We start from the raw sequence: 21,361 nt of genomic DNA, 5'->3' as shown, positions 1-21,361 counted from the left end.
TATTCGTCAGGCCGCTGAGCGGCCTTCTCCATCAGTCTGAGCAGCCAGATACTTGTCCGGATTGTTCAGCACAACAATTGTGGGGGTGCGGCCTTCCGGCCACTCGCAGTGGCCGGCGGGGACGTGGTCCACACCGCCGGCGTTCCAGGGATGGCAGCGCAACAGGCGCCTGAGAGCGAACCAGGTTCCTTTGACGGCACCATGAACGGTGATCGCCTCGAGGGCGTAAGCCGAGCAGCTCGGGAAGAAACGGCATACCTGGCCGTACAGCGGCGAGACCACCTTGCGGTAGGCCATCAGCAACAGGATGAGGATATTACGGGGCAGATTCCAAACTGCATCACCAAGCCAACGAAGGGCCGGCACTAAGGCGGCTGTCTTCAGAGGAGGGACGACGGCGGCAGTTGGGTTACGCACGCGGGGTCCCTTCCTGTGTTGTCCCGTAAGAACCTGATGAAGCAGCCTCTGGAAGGCGGTTGCCCAGCCGTTTCATGGTGGTGTCCAACGCGGCGTCATAGTCGGCGAGCAGCTGGCCCCAGCTGGCCCCCGCCGCGGCGGGCAGTGCCCGGACCACGATGGCGAACCCGCTGCCGTATTTCTGCAACGACAAAGCGCCGGCTTCTCTCAGTCTCCTCTTAACGAGGTTCCTGACAACAGCGTTCCCGACACTCTTGGAAACGATGAATCCGATCCGGCTTGGTTCATCGGCAGCCAGGGCTGCCGCATATAACACTACGTTCCGGCGTCCATTGCGGACACCGGAACGTACAGTTGTTGAAAAATCGGTTGATGTCCGCAGACGGTTCCTGGTGGCTAGCACCGTTAAACTCGCACAGGGATGTGGACCGACGAGCCAGTTATTTAGGCCGACAGTTCGGTGCGGCCCTTGCCACGACGGGCTGCCAGGATGGCACGGCCGGCACGGGTACGCATACGAAGGCGGAAGCCATGCTTCTTGGCTCGACGGCGGTTATTCGGCTGAAAAGTCCGCTTGCTCACGTTAGTTACTCCAGTGGATCAAAGGTGCGCCCACCCGATCAAGGGGAAGAACTGGCCGACGCTAAGTTTTGTATGTGCCGCTTGCCTCGTAACTCGCTCGGCGCGGGGCGTCGGGAAAGCTTCAGATGAGGCGAAAAGCGTACACATGGGACTTCACAACGTTAGGGCTTGCCGGCCTCCCGAGTCAAACCGGGGGTCGGTTCGCAACCTTTCCCCAGCTGTGGCTAACTGCCGCCGCAGCCTGTGGATGAAGCCCGTCACAGGCATCGCTTGAGAACCACAACGGTGTAATTATCCACAGGACTCAACCCAGCTATCTTCTGGCGTTTTCATCCCCTACAGTGGCTCAGTAGCCCATTATCCACGGACTGTGTATAACCCTGTGGATTAAGCCGGGGCCAGCGCACTGGCCCGGACTCTGTGGCCGCACGTAATGCAGGCAAGCAAGTTTGAGGAACTGATTGATGACAGTAGACGAAGCCAACCAAGCCAACACTGTCGGAAGTTCCTGGCGGCGGGTCGTAAGCCTGCTGGAGAACGACCACCGTGTCTCACCCCGGCAGCGCGGCTTCGTCATCCTCGCCCAGGCGCAGGGCCTCATCGGTTCCACCCTCCTGGTTGCCGTGCCGAACGAGCTCACCCGTGAAGTCCTGCAGACCCAGGTGAAAGAGGCCCTCGACGACGCCCTCCGGAATGTCTTCTCCGACGAAATCCGCTGTGCCATCGATGTGGACACCGACCTGGTGCCCCTGCACACGGAGCCGGAACCCGCCGTCGAATTAGCCCTGGCCGCCGACCCGACTGTCGAGCTGAAGCCGCAGCCGATGCTGCCGAGCACCTCACACGAGTTCGGCCGCCTCAACCCGAAGTACGTCTTCGATACTTTCGTGATCGGATCCTCCAACCGGTTCGCCCACGCGGCAGCTGTGGCCGTGGCCGAGGCACCGGCGAAGGCTTACAACCCGCTGTTCATCTACGGTGACTCCGGGCTGGGCAAAACGCACCTGCTGCACGCGATCGGACATTATGCCCGCAGGCTCTACAGCGGAATCCGGGTCCGGTACGTCAACTCCGAGGAATTCACCAACGACTTCATCAACTCCATCCGCGACGATGAGGGAACGAGCTTCAAGACCACGTACCGCAACGTCGATGTCTTGCTGATCGATGACATCCAGTTCCTCGCCGGCAAGGACCGGACGCTGGAGGAGTTCTTCCACACGTTCAACGCCCTGCACAACAACAACAAACAGGTTGTCATCACCTCCGACCAGCCGCCCAAGCTGCTCGCAGGATTCGAGGACCGCATGAAGTCCCGCTTCGAGTGGGGCCTGCTGACCGATATCCAGCCACCCGAGCTTGAGACCCGGATCGCGATCCTCCGGAAGAAGGCGCTCAGCGAAGGCCTCTCCGCACCGGACGATGCCCTGGAGTACATCGCGTCCAAGATCTCAAGCAACATCCGCGAACTTGAGGGTGCCCTCATCCGCGTCACCGCGTTCGCGAGCCTGAACCGCCAGCCGGTGGACGTGGCACTGGCCGAAATGGTGCTCAAGGACCTCATCACCGACGACGGGGCCCAGGAAATCACGTCCGGGCAGATCCTGACCCAGACAGCCGACTACTTCAAGCTCAGCATGGAAGAGCTCTGCAGCAAGTCCCGCACGCGGACGCTCGTCACCGCCCGGCAGATCGCGATGTACCTGTGCCGCGAACTCACGGACATGTCCCTGCCGAAGATCGGGCAGGAGCTGGGCGGCCGCGACCACACGACCGTCATCCACGCCGACCGCAAGATCCGCGAACTGATGGCCGAACGCCGGGTCATCTACAACCAGGTGACCGAGCTGACCAACCGGATCAAGCAGCAGCAGCGCAATTCCTGAGCCGCTTCGCCGGGTACTCCCTACCTTATTAACAGGCGCTTGTGGACAACCCTGTGGATAGTTAAGGGGACAACCGCGGTTAATGGGCTTAAAACCCTTAAGACATCTGTGGATCGGCGCATCGGCCAAAAATGTTATCCCCATCCACAGCCTGTTTAAAACCTGCGCCGCCCACAGTCCATGAACAGGGCTTAACCCCGGAATCACACCGCGAAACAGAGTTATCCACAGTTTCCACAGCAGTTATTAACACTACTAATCCCAAGAAAATGAAATTCCCTCAAACAACAGTTTCGTGTCCGACCTCCGCACACCGCCCAGGCCCGTTCCGGACCGGCGGCGGGGACCCGGGCCTGAACAACACAGATGTAACCCGGGGATGGGAGAAACGCTCGGCTTGGGGCTAAGCTGTCTGCAGTGCGTCCGTCCCGGACAACTTTTGTGGTTCCCAGCAGGGCCGCGAAGCCCGGGAAGACAGCACTTCCCCTGTGACGGAGCGCGGCAACGCTGCCACGTCCGCAGGAGTTCAACGATTTTTGGCAATGACAGCAGCAATGAAAGGCGGCACCCTTCCGTGAAGTTCAGAGTCGAACGGGACGTCCTGGCAGAAGCCGTGACTTGGACCGCCCGGTCGTTGTCTCCGCGGCCGCCAGTTCCCGTACTCTCAGGTCTGCTCCTCAAGGCCGAAGCCGGTACCGTGAGCCTCTCGAGCTTCGACTACGAGACCTCGGCACGCCTCGAAATCGCTGCGGACATCACCACCGAAGGCACGATCCTGGTTTCCGGCCGGCTGCTCGCTGACATCTGCCGCAGCCTGCCATCCGCCCCTGTCGAGGTCGAGACCGACGGCAACAAGGTCACGCTGACCTGCCGTCGGAGCAGCTTCCACCTGGCCACCATGCCGGAAGCCGAATACCCACCCTTGCCGGCTCTTCCACCGATCAGCGGCACCGTCGCGGGCGATTCCTTTGCCCAGGCCGTGTCCCAGGTGATCATCGCGGCCAGCAAGGACGACACCCTGCCGATCCTTACCGGCGTCCGGATGGAGATCGAGGACGATCTCATCACTCTCCTGGCTACGGACCGTTACCGGCTGGCCATGCGTGAGCTCCCGTGGAAACCGGTCACCCCAGGCATTTCCACGAGCGCCCTCGTCAAGGCGAAAACCCTCAATGAAGTAGCGAAGACGCTCGGCAGCAGCGGCGACATCAACCTCGCCCTCGCCGACGACGACAGCCGGCTCATCGGGTTTGAGAGCGGCGGCCGCACTACGACCTCGCTCCTGGTGGATGGGGACTACCCCAAGATCCGCTCGCTCTTCCCGGATTCGACCCCCATCCACGCCACCGTGCAGACCCAGGAACTGGTCGAAGCGGTGCGCCGTGTCTCGCTCGTTGCCGAACGCAACACTCCCGTCCGCCTCGCCTTCACGCAGGGGCAACTGCACCTGGATGCAGGCACCGGCGAGGACGCGCAGGCCTCGGAGGAACTGGAAGCCCAGCTCACCGGTGATGACATCACAGTCGCCTTCAACCCGCATTACCTTGTCGAAGGTCTCGGCGTCATCGAAACCAAGTTTGTGCGGTTCTCGTTCACGACGGCGCCCAAGCCGGCCATGATCACCGCCCAGCACGATGCCGACGGCGAAGACCAGGGCGATTACCGCTACCTGGTCATGCCGGTCCGTCTGCCCAACTAGTCCTCAGCCGGCGTCGTCCTGATCGGTCAGGACGAGAGCGCCCGCGCCCGGTCAGCAGACGACTGCTCCCGAAGATTCCACCCACACCCGCCCAGCGCAGAAAAGAGTTTCTACCGTGCACATCGGACTGATCGGCCTCGGAAAAATGGGCTTCAACATGCGCGAACGCATGCGAAAGGGCGGAATCGAGGTCACAGGCTTCGATCGCAATCCCGACGTCACCGATGTTGCAAGCGTGGATGACCTCATCGCGGCCGTTCCGGCGCCGCGGCTCATCTGGGTCATGGTTCCATCCGGGGACATCACCAATGCCGTCATCACCGAACTCGGCAACAAGCTTGACGCCGGCGACCTCGTGATCGACGGCGGCAACTCGCGGTTCACCGAGGACCAGAAGCACGGCTCGGCCTTGGCCGAAAAGGGAATCCGCTTTGGCGACTGCGGCGTGTCCGGCGGCGTCTGGGGGCTGGAGAACGGCTACGGCCTGATGGCAGGCGGTGATGCTGCGGACATCGAACGTGCCCTTCCCGTCTTCGACGCGCTGCGTCCGGAAGGCCACCGCGCCGACAGCTTCGTCCACGTGGGCGGAGTCGGCGCGGGTCACTACGCCAAGATGGTCCACAACGGGATCGAATACGGGCTGATGCAGGCCTACGCGGAAGGCTATGAACTCCTGGCGGCGAAGGACATCGTCACCGATCTTCCGGGGACATTCCGGGCGTGGCAGAAAGGCACTGTCGTCCGCTCCTGGCTGCTGGACCTCATGGTCAAGGCTCTCGACGAAGACCCAGGGCTGGAGTCCATCGACGATTACGTCGAGGACTCCGGCGAAGGCCGGTGGACCGTCGAGGAAGCCATCGCCAATGCCGTGCCCGCACCGGCCATCACCGCCGCACTGTTTGCCCGGTTCTCTTCCCGGGAGGACAACTCGCCCGCGATGAAGATGGTTTCCGCCCTGCGCCACCAGTTCGGCGGCCATGCGACCCGGCCGGCCAAATAGTCCAGCCCTGAATTCCTGAACCCGGCGTGTACCTAGAACAACTTTCGCTGACCGATTTCCGCAGTTACGCCCAGGTGGATCTGAGCCTGGAGCCCGGGATCACGGTTCTGGTTGGATCCAACGGCATCGGCAAGACCAACTTGATGGAGGCCATCGGGTACCTGGCGACGCTCAGCTCGCACCGGGTCAGCACGGATGCACCGCTGCTGCGCTTCGGCACGGACCGGGCCATGATCCGCGCCAAGCTGGTCCGCGGCGAGCAGTCCACCGTGCTCGAACTGGAAATCAACGCCGGCCGGGCCAACCGGGCGCGGATCAACCGCAGCAACCCGGTCCGGGCCCGCGACATCCTTGGAATCTGCCAGACCGTGCTCTTCGCGCCGGAGGATCTGGCGCTGGTCAAGGGCGACCCATCCAACCGCCGTCGTTTCCTCGACGAACTTTTGGTCAGCCTCATTCCGCGGCACGCCGCCACCCGGAGTGACTATGACCGTGTCCTGAAACAGCGCAATGCGCTGCTCAAGTCGGCCCGGGCCGGAAAATTCACCACCGGGCATGAGGCCACACTGGATGTCTGGGACCAGCACATGGCCCGGGCCGGCGCGGAACTGCTCCACGCGCGGCTGGAACTCCTTGAACGGCTGCGCCCCCACCTGAAAAGCGCCTATGTGCAGCTGACCGACGGGTCCAAAGAAGCCGGTGCCATTTACCGTTCGACGTTGCAGGACGTGATGGACGACGACGGCGCCGCACCACAGTCGGCGTTTGCTGCGGACGGCGGGGCTGCGGCAGTGCCGGCGGAGGATCTTCGGCTGCTCACCGTCGAAGAGCTCACGGAGCGGTACATCCAGGCGTTTGCCGCGTCGCGGCGCAAGGAACTGGAGCGGGGGATTTCCCTGGTCGGGCCGCACCGTGACGAACTCGAGCTGGTGCTGGGAACGGCCCCCGCGAAAGGCTACGCCTCGCACGGCGAAACCTGGTCCATGTGCCTGTCGCTGCGCCTGGCCTCGTACTACGTCATGCTGGACGACGCACGGACCGGCGGCTCCGCCCCGATCCTGATCCTGGATGATGTTTTTGCCGAGTTGGATGTCCAGCGGCGGCGTAAACTTGCGGCAATAGTATCCGGTGCCGAACAGGTGCTGGTGACTGCCGCCGTCGAGGACGATATCCCCGTGGAACTGGCCGGACGGCGGGTGAAGGTCATCCCGGGAGGAATCGAAGAGCGGGAAAATCGATGAATAAGGATACCGACGGCGGCCTGCAGCCGGGCCGCGACCCCGATGACATCGATGCTGCCCAGGCTGCACTGAACAGGATGCGCGATGCGGCAGCCGCCCGCGGGGAAATCCGGCGGAAGGCACCGCCCCGGCCGGGTGCCGCCGCCCAGAAACCGGGCCGCGGCGTTACCGGCACGCGCGGATTCCGGCAGTTTCATTCCACGGGGCGGGACCCGCTGGGGCTGGGCAAGGTGGTGGGGCGGCTCGTCGCGGAACGCGGCTGGAGCTCGCCAGTGGCCGTCGGTTCCGTGATGGCACAGTGGGCCACCCTGGTGGGCCCGGAGATTTCCGCTCATTGCACCCCCGAGAGCTTCGAGAACACCACCCTCCACGTCCGCTGTGATTCCACAGCCTGGGCCACGCAGTTGCGTCTGCTCAGCATCAGCCTCCTGGAGAAGTTCCGCACCGAACTCGGTGACGGCGTTGTCACCAGCATCCAGGTGCTTGGACCGGCGGCGCCGAGCTGGCGCAAGGGCCTCCGGACTGTCAACGGCCGCGGTCCCAGGGACACCTACGGCTAGATCCCGAAAGGCGACGAGGCTGCCGGATCTGAAGCACTCCTTGCAAAAGCTCTTGATAAATCCGCAAACGCCGTGTAGGGCGCTTCAACGCCCCGGAGCCGTATAGGCACCCTAGGGCGGGACCCCTAAAGCCTTGCAGGGGGAGCCAAAGGCCTCTCAGCGGCACTTTCCCGGCCGTTTAGGGCCCAGGAATGCGGGGTTATGCCCTATAGCACGGTAGAATCGTGGTAGATAACTGGGCGCCGGTGAAACGTTGACTGAGTCCGTTTCCGACGCAAAACCAGCGTGCGGTAGACGGCTCCTCGAGTCAGAGGACCAGCCGGTGACTTCAGTGACGTGCCTGTTGGCTTGAGCCCTTCCCTGGGAAGAGGCATCGGCCAGCCTTCAACGAACATAGAGGAGTCGAAAGCGCCTGTGGCTAACGACAATGCAGATATTCCGGCCGTGGAACCAGTAACGGGGGACGCCCGCACGGTTGGCGCGCCGCCGGAGGCCGATACGCGACATGGCTACGGCGCCAGCGACATCACCGTGCTTGAGGGTTTGGAAGCTGTCCGGAAACGTCCCGGCATGTACATCGGTTCCACCGGACCCCGCGGCCTGCACCACCTGGTCTATGAGGTGGTGGACAACTCGGTCGATGAGGCCCTGGCCGGCTACTGCACCCACATCGAGATCGTTTTGCAGGCTGACGGCGGCGTCAAGGTGGTCGACAACGGCCGCGGCATCCCCGTGGACATGCATCCGACGGAGCACAAGCCCACCGTGGAGGTCGTCATGACCATCCTGCACGCGGGCGGAAAGTTCGGCGGCGGCGGATACGCCGTTTCCGGCGGCCTGCACGGTGTCGGCATTTCGGTGGTCAACGCGCTCTCCAGCCGGGTCGACACCGAAGTCCGCCGGCAAGGCCACGTCTGGCGGATGTCCTTCGCCGACGGCGGCAAGCCGCAGGGCGGCCTCGTCAAGGGCGGGGAAACCTCCGAGACCGGCACCACGCAGACGTTCTACCCCGATGCCAGTATCTTTGAATCCACGGAATTCGACTTCGAGACGCTCCGCGCCCGGTTCCAGCAGATGGCATTCCTGAACAAGGGACTGCGCATCACCTTGACCGATGAGCGCCGCGCCGCTGACGAACCGGCCGAAGACGGCGACCTGGATCTGGACACGGTCCCCACCGAGGGCGAAGTTCCCGCCGAATTCCACACGGTCGTCTACCAGTACGACGACGGCCTTCTGGACTACGTGAAGCACCTGAACTCCGGCAAGAAGGTCGATGTGGTCCACGAGGACGTCATCGCGTTCGAAACCGAGGACAAGGAACGGCACATCGCCCTGGAAATGGCGATGCAGTGGACCAACGCGTACTCCGAGAGCGTCCACACGTACGCGAACACCATCAACACCCACGAGGGCGGAACCCACGAAGAGGGTTTCCGTGCCGCGATGACGTCGCTCATCAACCGCTACGCGCGGGAGAAGAGCATCATCAAGGAAAAAGACGACAACCTCACCGGCGACGACATCCGCGAAGGCCTGACAGCCGTCATCTCCGTCAAGCTTGCCGAGCCGCAGTTCGAAGGCCAGACCAAGACGAAGCTCGGCAACTCCGAGGTCAAGGGCTTCGTGCAGCGCGTGGTCACCGACGGACTCGGTGACTGGCTTGAACGCAACCCCGGCCCCGCCCGGGACGTGATCCGGAAGGCCATTTCGGCGGCCCAGGCCCGGATGGCCGCACGGAAGGCACGTGACAACGCCCGCCGCAAGAGCCCGCTGGAGTCCTTCGGCATGCCCGGCAAGCTCTCCGACTGTTCCTCCAAGGACCCGGCCAGGTGCGAGGTCTACCTCGTGGAGGGCGACTCCGCGGGTGGTTCGGCCAAGCGCGGCCGAAACCCGGAAACGCAGGCCATTCTGCCGCTGCGCGGCAAGATCCTGAACGTGGAGCGCGCCCGGCTCGACAAGGCTTTGGGGAACGCCGAGGTCCAGTCCATGATCACGGCCTTCGGTACGGGCATCGGCGAGGACTTCGACCTGAGCAAGCTGCGGTACCACAAGATCGTGCTCATGGCCGATGCCGACGTCGACGGCCAGCACATCACGACGCTGCTGATGACACTCCTGTTCCGCTACATGCGGCCGCTGATCGAGAACGGCTACGTCTACCTGGCCCAGCCGCCGCTTTACAGGATCAAGTGGTCCAACGCCCCGCACGACTACGTCTACAGCGACCGCGAACGGGACGCCCTCCTCGTTTCCGGGCAGGCCGCCGGCCGCCGCATCCCCAAGGACAACGGCATCCAGCGGTACAAGGGCCTCGGTGAAATGGACTACACCGAACTGTGGGACACCACGATGGACCCGGACCATCGCACACTGCTCCAGGTCACCATGGATGATGCCTTGGCCGCGGACCAGACCTTCTCCACCCTCATGGGTGAGGACGTCGAATCCCGGCGGAACTTCATCCAGCAGAACGCCAAGGACGTTCGGTTCCTCGATATCTAGCGGCAAACGCCCCGATATATTCCAGAGCCGATATATACCTGAAACGGAAAATATAGATTATGAGTGACGAAACACCCGAGGTTCCGGCCGCTTCCACCGGTCCCGCCGAACCCGTGCTCGAAGGCAACGTCCTGGTGGACCGCATTGAGCAGGTGGACCTGCAGACGGAAATGCAGCGCTCCTACCTCGACTACGCCATGGCCGTGATCGTCGGCCGTGCCCTCCCGGATGTCCGGGACGGGCTCAAACCCGTCCACCGCCGGGTGCTCTACGCGATGTTCGACGGCGGCTACCGCCCCGACCGCTCCTTCAACAAGTGCGCGCGTGTTGTCGGCGAGGTCATGGGCCAGTACCACCCGCACGGCGACACGGCCATCTACGACGCATTGGTCAGGCTCATCCAGGACTGGACGATGCGCTACCCGCTGGCGCTCGGCCAGGGCAACTTCGGCTCCCCTGGCAACGACGGCGCGGCCGCCCCCCGGTACACCGAAACCAAAATGGCCCCGCTGGCCATGGAGATGGTGCGGGACATCGACGAGGAAACCGTCGACTTCCAGGACAACTACGACGGCAAGAACCAGGAACCGACCATCCTGCCGGCACGGTTCCCGAACCTGCTGGTCAACGGCTCCTCCGGCATCGCCGTCGGCATGGCCACGAACATCCCGCCGCACAACCTCCGCGAAGTCGCCGACGGCGTGCAGTGGTACCTGGCCAACCCGACCGCCAGCCGCGAGGAACTGCTTGAGGAGCTGATCCTGCGCATCAAGGGCCCCGATTTCCCGACCGGCGCCACGATTCTGGGCCACAAGGGCATCGAGGACGCCTACCGCACGGGCCGCGGATCCATCACGATGCGCGCAGTCGTCAACGTCGAAGAACTCCAGGGCCGCACCTGTTTGGTGGTCACCGAACTGCCGTACCAGGCCAACCCGGACAACCTGGCGATCAAGATCGCCGAGCTCGTCAAGGACGGAAAGATTTCCGGGATCGCCGACCTCCGCGACGAGACGTCCGGCCGCACCGGCCAGCGCCTGGTGATTGTCCTCAAGCGCGACGCCGTTGCCAAGGTGGTGCTGAATAACCTCTACAAGCACACCCAGCTCCAGGACAACTTCGCCGCCAACATGCTGGCGATTGTCGACGGCGTGCCCCGCACCCTGAGCCTGGATGCCTTCATCCGGCACTGGGTCACCCACCAGATGGACGTCATCGCACGGCGCACCCGCTACCGCCTGCGCAAGGCCGAGGAAGAGGCGCACATCCTGCGCGCCCTCCTCAAGGCGCTGGATGCGCTCGATGAAGTCATCGCCCTGATCCGCGCCTCCACCACCACTGAGGCCGCCCGCGACGGCCTCATGCAGCTGCTGGACATTGATGAGCTTCAGGCCCGGGCCATCCTCGACATGCAGCTGCGCCGGCTCGCGGCACTGGAACGCCAGAAGATCCAGGACCGCCACTCCGAGCTGGAGGCCCTGATCGCCGAGTACAACTCGATCCTGGCCTCAGAGGAGCGCCAGCGGGAGATCATCAGCACGGAACTGGCCGAAATCGTGGCCAAGCACGGAGATGACCGCCGCACCAAGATCCTTATGGGCTTTGATGGCGACATGTCGATGGAAGACCTCATCCCCGAAGAGGAGATGGTGGTCACCATTACGCGCGGCGGCTACGTCAAGCGCACCCGCAGCGACAACTACCGCTCCCAGCAGCGCGGCGGCAAGGGCATCAAGGGCGCCCAGCTGCGCGGGGACGACGTCGTTGAGCACTTCTTCGTCACGACGACGCACCACTGGCTGCTCTTCTTCACCAACTTGGGACGCGTGTACCGGGCGAAGGCTTACGAACTCGCGGAAGCGGGACGTGATGCGAAGGGCCAGCACGTGGCGAACCTGCTGGCGTTCCAGCCGGACGAGCACATCGCCCAGGTGCTGGACCTGAGGGACTACCAGCACTCGCCGTACCTGGTCCTTGCCACCAAACGGGGCCTCGTCAAAAAGACCCGGCTGGAGGACTACGACACGAACCGGTCTGCCGGCGTCATCGCGATCAACCTGCGCGAAGGCGACGAGCTCGTCTCCGCGCAGCTGGTCTCCGAAACCGATGACCTCATGCTGGTGTCCCGCATGGGCCAGTCGATCCGATTCACGGCAACGGATGAAGCCTTGCGCCCCATGGGCCGGGCCACGTCCGGGGTCACCGGCATGAAGTTCCGCGAGGATGACGAACTGTTGGCGGCCGACGTCGTCAAGGACGGCTCGTTCGTCTTCATCGTCACCGAAGGCGGCTTTGCCAAACGGACCGCGGTGGAGGAATACCGGCTCCAGGGCCGGGGCGGCCTCGGCATCAAGGTCGGCAAGTACCAGGAGGAGCGCGGCCATCTCGTCGGCGCCCTGATCGTCCAGGAGGAAGATGAAGTCCTGGTGGTCATGGAAGGTGGCAAAGTGGTCCGCTCCTCGGTCACCGGTGTCCCGGCCAAGGGCCGCGACACCATGGGCGTCATCTTTGCCAAGCCGGACAAGAACGACCGCATCATCGCCGTCGCCCGCAACAGCGAACGCGGGCTGGAAGGCGACGAGCCGACCGAAGGTGACGACGCAGGTGAGGCCGCAGAAAGTCGGGCAACCTTGCCGGATGACGTAACGTTGGCTGCAGAAACCGGATCACACGAGGGGTCCGCAGAGACAGAATCAGTACCGGCCCCGGAGTCAGATGCATCATCGGGAAACGCCGAGCTGGACGAAGACAACACCGGAGGTAACGAGTGAGTAATTCCGACTCATATCCCAAGCCGAGCAGCGGCGTTCCCGGCGGCGTGCGGCAGCCCGCGTCCGCACCGCGGGTGAGCGCCCCGTCGCGTCCACAGCAGCGCCCCGGCGCCGCCACGGGTTCAACACAGCGTCCGCCGGCGCCCGGGCAGCGTCCTGTGCAGGGCCAGCGTCCCGCCACCCCGGGCCAGCGCCCGGAAGGAGCGGGCCAGCGTCCCGGCCAGGGAACTGCAGGCCTGATTAAGCCCGCCCCGAAGGCCAAAGTCCGCCGCGCCCGGCTTCTGGTGAGCAAGGTGGACCCCTGGTCCGTACTGAAGATGGCATTCCTGCTCTCGGTCGCCCTGGGCATCGTGACCGTCGTGGCCGCAATCGTGCTCTGGACCGTCCTGGACCTGACCGGCATTTTCGACCAGGTGGACAGCCTGCTCGGGACCCTGGCGGGCTCGGAAGGCGGCGGTTTCGAGCTCAAGAAGGTCGCCTCCCTGGGGCAGGTGGCCTCGTTCGCCACAATCATCGCCGTGATCAACGTGGTGCTCCTGACGGCACTTTCCATGCTCTCGGCGGTGCTGTACAACATTGCAGCGACGCTGGTGGGTGGCATCGGCGTCACGCTCACGGACGACTAAGAAAACCCGTTTTTCCCCGGAATTCCGCGGAAGAATGCCTCGATTTGAGATCGGGCCGGGATGTGCTGTACAGTCATATCTCGGCCCGATGAGGCATCGGGGCGTATAGCTCAGGCGGTTAGAGCGCTTCGCTGATAACGAAGAGGTCCCAGGTTCAAGTCCTGGTACGCCCACGGAACCTGTAACAGGTTTCTTGGAGAGGTTTGGTGAAGGTTCAGAGTGTTCTGAGCCGGAACGGGGTGCGTGTGAAGAAACTGCTGGTTGTTGCAGCTACGATCGCAAGCGTCCTCCTTTACAAGAAAGTACAGGAATCCGTTGCCCGGAAAACAGTCTGGAGCGAGTCCACCGATACGGTAGATTAGCCCGGATTCCCGGTTCCGACGCTGGAAATCAGCTCGCTGGAACTAGGGTATGATTGACGGGTTGCTTCCTATGGGGGCATGGCGCAATTGGTAGCGCACCTGCTTTGCAAGCAGGGGGTTCGGGGTTCGAGTCCCCGTGCCTCCACCATAGGAAAGGCCCCGGACAGCGGAAACGCGGTCCGGGGCCTTTTGCTTTGTCGAAAAGCGCGCCAGCCGAGGGGCGCCCCCTCATTCCTTGGGTTTGGCGTAGTCTGCCATCCCTTGCCAGTCGATAAACACGTAGGGCTCGTCTCCAACCACCCAGGCGTCGTGACCGGGCGGAATGACGCCGAAGTCCCCGGGACCGTACTCAATCTCCTCGCCGTCGTCCATGACGACCTTGAGGCGGCCCGAGACTGTGTAGCCCACGTGGGCAGCCATGCAGCTGTCCGTCTGGACAATCGGTTTGACGTGCTGGGACCACTTCCAACCCGGCAGGAACGTCGCACGTCCCACGGCGCCGGCGTCAAGATTGACGAGCTGCAGCTGGCCGGTCGAATCCTTGAAAGGGCGCGTTTCCTCTGGACTATCGAAACTCTTGCGGATCATTGAAGCCATGATGGTCTCCTTCTTCTCTGATGGCGAGACCGCGATTAAAGACTGGCACCACGGTGTGTCGGGGTCAAGGACCGGTGGAAGCACCTGCCCTGCCCCGGCCCCACTACTGTTGGAGCGTGAACTTCTTCCTTGCCGCCCTTGGGGTGCTGGGCGTGGCTTCCTCGGGACCACTCATCGCAGCCACGCTCGGTGCCACGTCTGTCAGTGCCCTCGCCATTGCTTTCTGGCGCAACGCCATCGGAGCCGCCGTCATGGCCGGCCCCGTGCTGGTCCGGCAGCCCCGTCAGTTCGCCAGGATCACCGCACGCGAGTTTCGCTGGTCCTTGGCCGCCGCGGTCGCCCTGGCGTTTCACTTCGCCTGCTTCATTACTTCGCTGCAGCTGACCTCGGTGGCCGCCGCGACGGCCCTTGTCTGCCTGCAGTCCGGTTGGATCGCGATCTTCCAGCTGTTCCGCGGGGTCAGGCACCGCTGGGGGGTCCTGGCCGGACTCGGCATCGCCTTTGGCGGCGTCGTGGCGATCACCGGCTTCGACATGGGCACCTCTCCGGGAGCGCTCCTGGGCGACCTCCTGGCAGTGGCTGGCGGTGCCCTGGCGGGAATTTATACGCTTGCCGGAGGCAAGGCGCGCCAGACGATGGGGACAGGCGTCTACACGACACTGTGCTACGGCATGTGTGCTGCCGTCGTCGCGGTCTTGGCGCTGGTCTCGCAGCAACCCCTCGCAGGCTTCGAAACCGCAGGCTGGCTCGGTATCCTGGCCATTACCGTCTGCGCCCAACTGGTGGGGCATACAGCCTTCAACCATCTGCTGGCGACGATGAGTCCGCTGCTTGTGTCCATGATCATCCTGCTCGAGATCCCAGGCGCAGCATTGCTGGCCGCGGCGTTCCTGGCCGAAAAACTGCCCGCCGGGACCTACGCGGGCCTGTCAATGATCCTGGTGGGGCTCGCCGTCGTCGTCCTGGGCCAGCGGAGCTCTCGATCCGTTCGGCGGAACGCCGCCCGGCTGGCGGAACTGGGCACTGACTAGAACGCGCCCAAACGCGTCCTCGGCGGGAGGCGGCTACTGACCCCCGCGGCGGGCGGGCTGGGAGGTGTTGACGGTGTGGATGGCGCGCAGCAGCTTCGCTGGGAAGTACACCGAGAAGAAGACCACCATGGGCGCCTTCAGCGCCATCTTCTTGACGTTGTGCGCCTTGTACGTGCGGTCGAACCGGGTCACGTAGTAGCGGTAGTCCCGCGGCGAGTCTTCGAGCCGCCGGGCGGACATGCCCGAGACCATCTGGGGCCAGTACTGGATACGGAGTTCGTGGTCGGCCAGGTGCAGGGAGAGGTCGATGTCTTCGTGCATCTCGTCCTTCTCATCCCGGCAGGTCTCCGCGCGGATGATCTCCCACGCGGAGCGCCGCAGCGCCATATTGGAACCGAAGAGAAAGTGGTACTGGTGCTTGGCCAGCTTGAGCATCAGCTGACGCATCTTGTCATCGGCTTTGAGCCCGAACCGGCGCATGGGCATGTCGTAATACACAACCGGGCCGGTGGCCGCGTGTACGGCGTCGTCTGCGAACGCTTTCTGGACCTGTTCAACCCAGTCCGGCTCCAGCACGGAGTCGGCATCGATCCGGCCCAGGACGTCGCCCGTGGCGTGGTTCAATCCAAAGTTCCGGGTGGGAATGAGCCCCTGGTCCCGGTCCTGGCTGAGCAGGATGATCGGGCTCTCCGGGTACTCCAGCTGCATCTGCTGCACGATGCCGGCGGTGCGGTCGGTAGACAGGTTGTCCACCACGATGATTTCGTGGGCCGGGACGGACTGGTAGACGGCAGCGATCAGGCACTGCCGGATAACGCTTTCCTCGTTGTACGCCGGAATGACAATAGATACAGCCGGCGGCAACGCAGCGACGTGCAGGGAATCCTCGGGGTATCTATCGGGTGACATCACGACAAATTTAGCATCTACCGGTCGTTCCCCCGGTTGCCGGGCATAGTCCGGACCTGGACACGGCGGGGAAGAAGCACCCGGGGAAGTGAATACGCCAGACGAAACGAAGGAAGGGACCCCGCCCTTGGCGGAATCCCTCCCTTCACCGGCTAACTGACGCAGCCGGGACCCATCCGTCTGTAACTACTCGCCGGCCTTGTCTTGGCCTGTCTTGTCGCCGTTGTTGTTCATGCTCGCGGCAATGTTGCGAACGGCAGTTTTCGCGTCGATGGCTGCCTTGGCGGAATCCTCGGCGGCGTCCTCGGCAAGGTTCTTGGTTGCGTCGGCAGTGTTCCCTGCTGCATCCGAGACAGAGCTGGCAACATCTGCGGAAGCGCCGGCTGCGGTGTCCGCGGCGGCAACTGCCGCCGAACCGGCCTTGTCGGCAGCGTCGCTGATGGAATCCTTGGCTTCATTGACGGTGGAGGCCGGCACGGGGGCAGGGGTTACCGGCGTCGGCGTCTTCCAGGGATCCTCAACCGGCTTGGAGGCCTTCCAAGCCGCAACACCGGCGGCGAACGCTGCGGCGATGACGCCGAAGATCAGCAAACCGCGGTGCTTGGGCTTCTGCGTCCTGGACAGCTCACCGCTGACGGCCTTCCCGGCCTCGTTGGCTGCAGCCTTGAAATGGTGGCCCGCGCTCTGCGCCTGCTCCTGGATATTGTGCACAACACCGGAGTCAACGAGCTTCTGGGCTACGGCGTCCACATGGGCCGGAGCGCTTTCCAGCGTCCGGTGCACTGCCTCGGATGCCTGGCCGATCTGGTCCGAAAGCCGCGGGAGGTACTCGACGACGACCCTGTCACGTGCCTGGGCGATCACCGGAGTCGCTTTGTCCAGGGCCTCGTGCAGGCGGGGTGTGGCGCCTTCGACGGCGTCATGGATCTTCGGCGCCAGCTGGGCCAGACCGTCCTGGAGCCGCGGGGTAACGGTGGCGACGCCGTCGGCCAGGTTGTGGGCTGCCGACTTGAGCCCCTCCTGGATCTTGGGAGATGCGCTGTCCAGACCCTGCTGCAGGCGCGGAACGGCCCAGTTCACTGCTGCTTCAACCCGCGGGGCTGCCCAGTCCTTGGCGTTCTCGACCCCGGTGCTGACTGACTGTTCCAGCTCACGGGCAATACGATCCGTTTTCTTCACAACTACCTCCCGATTAATGTGACGATTCTGCTGTTAGCCTACGTGTCCAGAACCGCACCGGCTATTCTTCAGGCCGATTTCCGGCGGATTTCACCCAGCGCGGAACTGACTGCGCGGCCCTGTGCGCAGCGGCCCGCCGTGGAAGAATAGGCCCTATGACTGCCATCGCAACCGCAAAAGCAACCATCCACACAAGCCTCGGCGACATCGCCGTCAACCTCTTCGGCAACCACGCGCCCAAGACCGTCAAGAATTTCGTCGGCCTGGCCACCGGCGAGCAGGCTTGGACCCACCCCGAAACCGGTGAGGACAAGACCGGGACGCCGCTGTACGACGGCACCATCTTCCACCGGATCATCAAAGACTTCATGATCCAGGCCGGCGACCCGCTGGGCCGCGGCGTTGGCGGACCGGGCTACAAGTTCGACGACGAAATCCACCCGGAGCTGACCTTCAACGAGCCGTACAAGCTGGCCATGGCTAACGCCGGTATCCAGATGGGCCGCGGCACGAACGGCTCCCAGTTCTTCATCACCACCATCCCTACCGGCTGGCTGCAGGGCAAGCACAGCATCTTCGGCGAGGTGGCTGATGAGGAGTCCAAGAAGGTTGTCGACGCGATCGAGGGAGTCCGTACGGGAATGGGCGACCGTCCCGTCGAGGATGTCGTCATCAACAGCATTGACGTAGAACAGCTCTAGCCCCAGCGCATGAGCTACGGAATTCCGGCGGCCGAGCCGTCCGCGCAGATTCCGGTGTGCCCCCGGCACCCGGACCGCCCCGCCTATGTGCGCTGCCAGCGGTGCGGGCGCCCTGCGTGCCCCGACTGCCAGCGGGCGGCCGCCGTCGGATTCCAATGTGTTGACTGTGTCAACGAAACCCGGAACGCGACCCCGCAGGCCCGGACGGTCTACGGCGGCGCCGCGGCCACCGGCAAGCCGCTGGCCACGCTTCTGATCATAGGGCTATGCGCCCTTGTCTACGTGCTGCAATGGCTGATACCGGGGCAAGCGGTTGAGGAAAACCTCGCCTTCGCGTCCGTGTACGCCGCTCCCCAGTTCGGGGCATTCGAACCCTGGCGGATGTTGACCTCTGCATTCGTCCATTCGCAGGGCTTCATCCTTCACATTGTCCTCAACATGTACATGCTGTGGATCTTCGGCCAGGCCCTCGAACCCGCACTGGGTCGCATCCGCTTCCTCTCCGTGTACATCCTGTCCGCAATTGGCGGCTCCGTGGGCTTCCTCTTGCTGACGCCGGTCCTCCCGCCGACCGGCGTGGAAGGGGCCTCCGGCGCCATCTTTGGCCTTTTTGGGGCCATGCTCGTGATCCAAAGCCGTCGCGGCGGGGACACGAGGCAATTGTGGCTGTTGATTGTCATCAACGGCGCCATCGGTTTCCTCGTCCCCCAGATTGCCTGGCAGGCCCACCTCGGCGGACTGGTCACAGGAGCCCTTTGCGCCGCGGTCATTGCCTATTCCCCGCGAGGCCGCAGTCAAGGGTTGCTGCAGGCGGCCGGCCTGGTGCTGGTCCTCGCCCTTCTGGTCGCCGTCTCAGTTTTCCGAATCGCCGGCGTCAGCGACTAGGAGACGGCTGTTCCGCTGGACCCCTCTCCGGCCCCTCTGGCTGGCGGCCGATCCGCGCCCTTGTGCGATGGCGAACGTCATGCAAGAGTGCACGAATGGTGGCGGCGGTTGCACCGAAATCCCGTCCCGACGCTCAGGGGGAAGCAATGAAAACTCGAAAAGTCGGCGCGATCTGCATTTGTGCGGCAATGGCAAACCTCCTGACGGTGAGCGACGAGTGCCAAAGTAGCGCGAACCTTGTGACCCTCCCAAATGAATGAATCCGATGCTGAGATCGCGCGCACACCCGGCACAATTCCAGTCCGTGCGTCTCGCCAAATGACCGCCGCCGAGTATCAGATTTCGCGTGGACGAGGTCCTCAACCTTTTTGACATCGAAGCAGTGGGGGACGAAACGGGCGTCTATTACGGGGACGAGGGCGTTGAGCTGGAAGATCAGCCGCTACTCGCGGCCATTCGCGTACTCATTGGAAGGCGATTCGGCATCCCGGAGGCTCTACAGTAGCCCGACAGCTGGGATCCTGGCGGTCGATGATGCCGAACCGGACTCCGACGAGCTCCCGGTCGGGCTGGCGCAGGAAGGACAGGAACTCGTCCCGGCGGTGCCGCGGCGGGTGTAGCCGTCGGTGCGCCGCTCGATCTGGTGCGGCTGCGTGGGCAGCATCGAGGCGGTGCAGTCCAGGGCCTGGATCTGGGACTTCTCGTCCACGCGGCCTTTCCCGTCGTATGGAGGCGCTTCTCCGAAGCACCAGCGAAGGAGAACGATGCCCGGGCCTGGGTTTTCGGGATCACGCGCAATCTCATGCTGAACACTCCACGCAGCGCCCGTTCCCGCAGACCGCGTCCGCTTCCGGTGCACGCGACCAAGATCCCGTCGGCAGCCCTGAGATGCTGGTTTTCCACAGGGGTTATCCACACTGTTGGTAACTTACATAGCTGTAGTTCATGGTGCCTATCCCGATCTGACGGCCACGGCTGGCGATTTCTGGGGAAGGGCCGCGCGCGGGGGCGGAGATCTCCACACCTGTGGATAACTTCTGTGGGTTGCCCTGTGGTTAAGTGGACAACTTCGGACGCGGCCCCGGTCCGCCCCCGGGATACGGTGACAAGCCGTGCAGCTCCCTGCATGCTGCCCGCAGCGACTTGTAGCAAGCCGTCACGGCGCGCCCAGGAGGCTACAGCCAAGCCCCCTGTGTCGTGGTGCCGATGCGGACCCAAGTGGGAGCTTTATGTCTGATTTCAAGAAGATTTCAACAGGGTTATTCACATTGTTAATAACTTGATGCTCTGAGCAATTCCGGCCGAAACTCCGGCTTCACGCGCCCAAATTCGTTGAATCTCATGCGACGCAGTCAGTTATCCCCATCTGTGGATAACTTGTGGGTACTGCGATGTTGTTAAGTGGATAACTTTTCGGCGGGACCGTCGCGGACGCAATGATGTGCGCAGTCGTGGGCACAGTGCTGCGTGGCCGGATCCTGCCAACGTTCACGGCGACGCTGAAGCTTATCCACAGCCAATCCACACTGTTAATAACCGACGGTCCCCGTGACCACGGCCGTCGGCAGAGGGCAAATCGCGCTCCGGGGCCGCAGGCCGGGCGGGATGCGATCCCCTGGACCCTACCTGTGGAAAGTTATCAACATTTGTGGATAACCTTTGCCACAGTTGTGCACAAGTGTGGACGGCGATCCGGGCTTCCCTATCCCGACTGAGGTGGAGTCAGCGCGCCCAGACGCCCGAAGTGCCGCGCCGGTGGCTGTCCAGTAGATGGGTATCAACCATTCCGATGGCCTCCATGAGGGCGAACATCGTGGTAGGGCCGACAAATGCGAACCCCTTCTTCCGCAGCCCCTTGGAGAGGGCCACCGACTCTGCCGACGTTGTGGGGATCTCGTCCAGGGATACAGGCTCGGGGGTGGCCGCCGGCTGGAACCCCCAGACGAAGTCCACCAGGCCGCCGTCGTCCCTCAGGGCGAGGGTAGCCCGGGCGTTGGTGATGGCCGCGTGGATTTTGAGCCGGTTCCGCACAATGCCGGCATCCAGCATCAAGCGGTCAACATCGGCCTCGGTGAATGCCGCGACGGTTTCCGGATGGAAGTCGTGGAAGGCTGCCCGGAAGGCGGGGCGTTTGCGGAGAATGGTGGCCCAGGACAGCCCTGCCTGGAAGGCCTCGAGGCTGATTCGCTCGTACAGGCCCTGCTCGTCCCGGACCGGCAGTCCCCACTCGTTGTCGTAATAATCACGCAGCATCGGATCCACTGCCGCCCACGAAGGCCGCGTCAGACCGTCCTCGCCGATGATGGAGCCGTTCGTGCCGGGAGTCATGCTGGTCCTTCTCTGCTGTGGATCCGGCTGGGTCGGCCGAAGCCTGCGCATCCTTCGAGGCGACCATCAACGTCAGCGGGCC

The 21,361-nt window shown here is 63.6% G+C and carries 20 protein-coding genes, 2 tRNA genes and 1 pseudogene; 15 read left to right on the top strand and 8 right to left on the bottom strand.

Translation table 11 applies throughout. The annotated features are described in order from the left end of the window. Nucleotides 1-6: 6 nt before the first annotated feature. The 3 genes from yidD to rpmH are packed head-to-tail and all read right to left on the bottom strand — an operon-like array spanning nt 7 to nt 999. Nucleotides 7-417, bottom strand: a complete 411-nt coding sequence (yidD, locus tag AC1DES_RS11825; RefSeq protein WP_476895886.1) for a membrane protein insertion efficiency factor YidD — start codon at nt 415-417, stop codon at nt 7-9. Then, nucleotides 410-820, bottom strand: coding sequence for a ribonuclease P protein component (rnpA, locus tag AC1DES_RS11820; RefSeq protein ID WP_476895885.1), 411 nt, complete (start codon nt 818-820; stop codon nt 410-412). Before rnpA ends, yidD begins: the two co-directional genes overlap by 8 nt. Nucleotides 821-861: 41 nt before the next feature. Beyond that, on the bottom strand, nt 862-999 hold the full coding sequence (gene rpmH / locus AC1DES_RS11815; protein ID WP_003800212.1) for a 50S ribosomal protein L34: 138 nt from the start codon (nt 997-999) through the stop codon (nt 862-864). A gap of 464 nt (nt 1,000-1,463) precedes the next feature. On the opposite strand from rpmH, the gene dnaA reads away from it, so the two are divergent. The 11 genes from dnaA (at nt 1,464) to AC1DES_RS11760 (ending at nt 13,797) form a co-directional block, all read left to right on the top strand. Next, a complete protein-coding gene (gene dnaA / locus AC1DES_RS11810) occupies nt 1,464-2,885 on the top strand; it encodes a chromosomal replication initiator protein DnaA (RefSeq protein WP_476895884.1) in 1,422 nt (473 codons plus the stop codon). A 574-nt stretch (nt 2,886-3,459) separates the two neighbouring features. Further along, nucleotides 3,460-4,584 carry a DNA polymerase III subunit beta gene (gene dnaN, locus AC1DES_RS11805; RefSeq protein WP_476895883.1) on the top strand — a complete coding sequence of 375 codons (1,125 nt, stop codon included), beginning with the start codon at nt 3,460-3,462 and terminating at the stop codon, nt 4,582-4,584. 115 nt (nt 4,585-4,699) lie between these two features. Then, complete coding sequence (gene gnd / locus AC1DES_RS11800) at nt 4,700-5,584, top strand: phosphogluconate dehydrogenase (NAD(+)-dependent, decarboxylating) (RefSeq protein ID WP_476895882.1); 885 nt, start codon at nt 4,700-4,702, stop codon at nt 5,582-5,584. Between the two features lie 26 nt (nt 5,585-5,610). Then, nucleotides 5,611-6,825, top strand: a complete 1,215-nt coding sequence (gene recF, locus AC1DES_RS11795) for a DNA replication/repair protein RecF (RefSeq protein ID WP_476895881.1) — start codon at nt 5,611-5,613, stop codon at nt 6,823-6,825. After that, entirely contained in the window at nt 6,822-7,385 is a 564-nt protein-coding gene (locus AC1DES_RS11790) for a DciA family protein (protein WP_476895880.1), read from the top strand. Before recF ends, AC1DES_RS11790 begins: the two co-directional genes overlap by 4 nt. A 414-nt stretch (nt 7,386-7,799) precedes the next feature. Beyond that, the gene (gyrB, locus tag AC1DES_RS11785; RefSeq protein WP_476895879.1) at nt 7,800-9,890 is read left to right on the top strand and encodes a DNA topoisomerase (ATP-hydrolyzing) subunit B; all 2,091 of its coding nucleotides are present in this window, start codon (nt 7,800-7,802) and stop codon (nt 9,888-9,890) included. 59 nt (nt 9,891-9,949) lie between these two features. Beyond that, nucleotides 9,950-12,661, top strand: a complete 2,712-nt coding sequence (gene gyrA, locus AC1DES_RS11780; protein WP_476895878.1) for a DNA gyrase subunit A — start codon at nt 9,950-9,952, stop codon at nt 12,659-12,661. Then, entirely contained in the window at nt 12,658-13,287 is a 630-nt protein-coding gene (locus tag AC1DES_RS11775) for a DUF3566 domain-containing protein (protein WP_476895877.1), read from the top strand. Before gyrA ends, AC1DES_RS11775 begins: the two co-directional genes overlap by 4 nt. Nucleotides 13,288-13,386: 99 nt before the next feature. Next, nucleotides 13,387-13,460, top strand: a tRNA-Ile gene (locus tag AC1DES_RS11770). 33 nt (nt 13,461-13,493) lie between these two features. Next, nucleotides 13,494-13,649, top strand: coding sequence for a DLW-39 family protein (locus AC1DES_RS11765; protein ID WP_476895876.1), 156 nt, complete (start codon nt 13,494-13,496; stop codon nt 13,647-13,649). 72 nt (nt 13,650-13,721) lie between these two features. Further along, nucleotides 13,722-13,797, top strand: a tRNA-Ala gene (locus AC1DES_RS11760). A gap of 80 nt (nt 13,798-13,877) precedes the next feature. On the opposite strand, the gene AC1DES_RS11755 is transcribed toward AC1DES_RS11760, so the two are convergent. Further along, nucleotides 13,878-14,246: a cupin domain-containing protein gene (locus AC1DES_RS11755; RefSeq protein ID WP_476895875.1), complete on the bottom strand. Its 369-nt coding sequence runs from the start codon at nt 14,244-14,246 to the stop codon at nt 13,878-13,880. 116 nt (nt 14,247-14,362) lie between these two features. Here AC1DES_RS11755 and AC1DES_RS11750 point away from each other — a divergent pair, with 116 nt between their 5' ends. Further along, nucleotides 14,363-15,277 carry a DMT family transporter gene (locus AC1DES_RS11750; protein ID WP_476895874.1) on the top strand — a complete coding sequence of 305 codons (915 nt, stop codon included), beginning with the start codon at nt 14,363-14,365 and terminating at the stop codon, nt 15,275-15,277. A gap of 33 nt (nt 15,278-15,310) precedes the next feature. On the opposite strand, the gene AC1DES_RS11745 is transcribed toward AC1DES_RS11750, so the two are convergent. Further along, nucleotides 15,311-16,186, bottom strand: coding sequence for a glycosyltransferase family 2 protein (locus AC1DES_RS11745; protein WP_476895873.1), 876 nt, complete (start codon nt 16,184-16,186; stop codon nt 15,311-15,313). Nucleotides 16,187-16,372: 186 nt separating this feature from the next. Continuing rightward, entirely contained in the window at nt 16,373-17,365 is a 993-nt protein-coding gene (locus AC1DES_RS11740) for a hypothetical protein (RefSeq protein ID WP_476895872.1), read from the bottom strand. A 155-nt stretch (nt 17,366-17,520) separates the two neighbouring features. Here AC1DES_RS11740 and AC1DES_RS11735 point away from each other — a divergent pair, with 155 nt between their 5' ends. The 3 genes from AC1DES_RS11735 to AC1DES_RS11725 all read left to right on the top strand — a co-directional run bounded on the left by AC1DES_RS11735 (nt 17,521) and on the right by AC1DES_RS11725 (nt 19,456). Continuing rightward, nucleotides 17,521-18,066: a peptidylprolyl isomerase gene (locus AC1DES_RS11735; protein WP_476895871.1), complete on the top strand. Its 546-nt coding sequence runs from the start codon at nt 17,521-17,523 to the stop codon at nt 18,064-18,066. A gap of 9 nt (nt 18,067-18,075) precedes the next feature. Beyond that, on the top strand, nt 18,076-18,951 hold the full coding sequence (locus AC1DES_RS11730) for a rhomboid family intramembrane serine protease (RefSeq protein ID WP_476895870.1): 876 nt from the start codon (nt 18,076-18,078) through the stop codon (nt 18,949-18,951). Between the two features lie 346 nt (nt 18,952-19,297). Then, complete coding sequence (locus tag AC1DES_RS11725; protein ID WP_476895869.1) at nt 19,298-19,456, top strand: hypothetical protein; 159 nt, start codon at nt 19,298-19,300, stop codon at nt 19,454-19,456. A 93-nt stretch (nt 19,457-19,549) separates the two neighbouring features. Here the strand turns inward: AC1DES_RS11725 and AC1DES_RS11720 are convergent. Beyond that, nucleotides 19,550-19,660, bottom strand: a pseudogene (locus AC1DES_RS11720) (IS630 family transposase); the annotation flags it as partial. A gap of 1,013 nt (nt 19,661-20,673) precedes the next feature. Then, nucleotides 20,674-21,279, bottom strand: a complete 606-nt coding sequence (locus AC1DES_RS11715) for a DNA-3-methyladenine glycosylase I (protein WP_476895868.1) — start codon at nt 21,277-21,279, stop codon at nt 20,674-20,676. Nucleotides 21,280-21,361 lie beyond the last annotated feature (82 nt).

Source organism: Arthrobacter sp. 05T442 (genome assembly GCF_056395945.1).
The sequence above is the reverse complement of the archived record's forward strand: the minus strand, read 5'-3'. Positions and strand labels throughout refer to the sequence as shown.

Excerpts from the sequence above, each read along its gene's own strand:
- dnaA (WP_476895884.1), top strand. The coding sequence starts at position 1,464 with ATGACAGTAGACGAAGCCAACCAAGCCAACACTGTCGGAAGTTCCTGG.
- AC1DES_RS11790 (WP_476895880.1), top strand. The coding sequence starts at position 6,822 with ATGAATAAGGATACCGACGGCGGCCTGCAGCCGGGCCGCGACCCCGAT.
- gyrA (WP_476895878.1), top strand. The coding sequence starts at position 9,950 with ATGAGTGACGAAACACCCGAGGTTCCGGCCGCTTCCACCGGTCCCGCC.
- AC1DES_RS11755 (WP_476895875.1), bottom strand. The coding sequence starts at position 14,246 with ATGGCTTCAATGATCCGCAAGAGTTTCGATAGTCCAGAGGAAACGCGC.
- AC1DES_RS11745 (WP_476895873.1), bottom strand. The coding sequence starts at position 16,186 with ATGTCACCCGATAGATACCCCGAGGATTCCCTGCACGTCGCTGCGTTG.
- AC1DES_RS11735 (WP_476895871.1), top strand. The coding sequence starts at position 17,521 with ATGACTGCCATCGCAACCGCAAAAGCAACCATCCACACAAGCCTCGGC.
- AC1DES_RS11730 (WP_476895870.1), top strand. The coding sequence starts at position 18,076 with ATGAGCTACGGAATTCCGGCGGCCGAGCCGTCCGCGCAGATTCCGGTG.
- AC1DES_RS11715 (WP_476895868.1), bottom strand. The coding sequence starts at position 21,279 with ATGACTCCCGGCACGAACGGCTCCATCATCGGCGAGGACGGTCTGACG.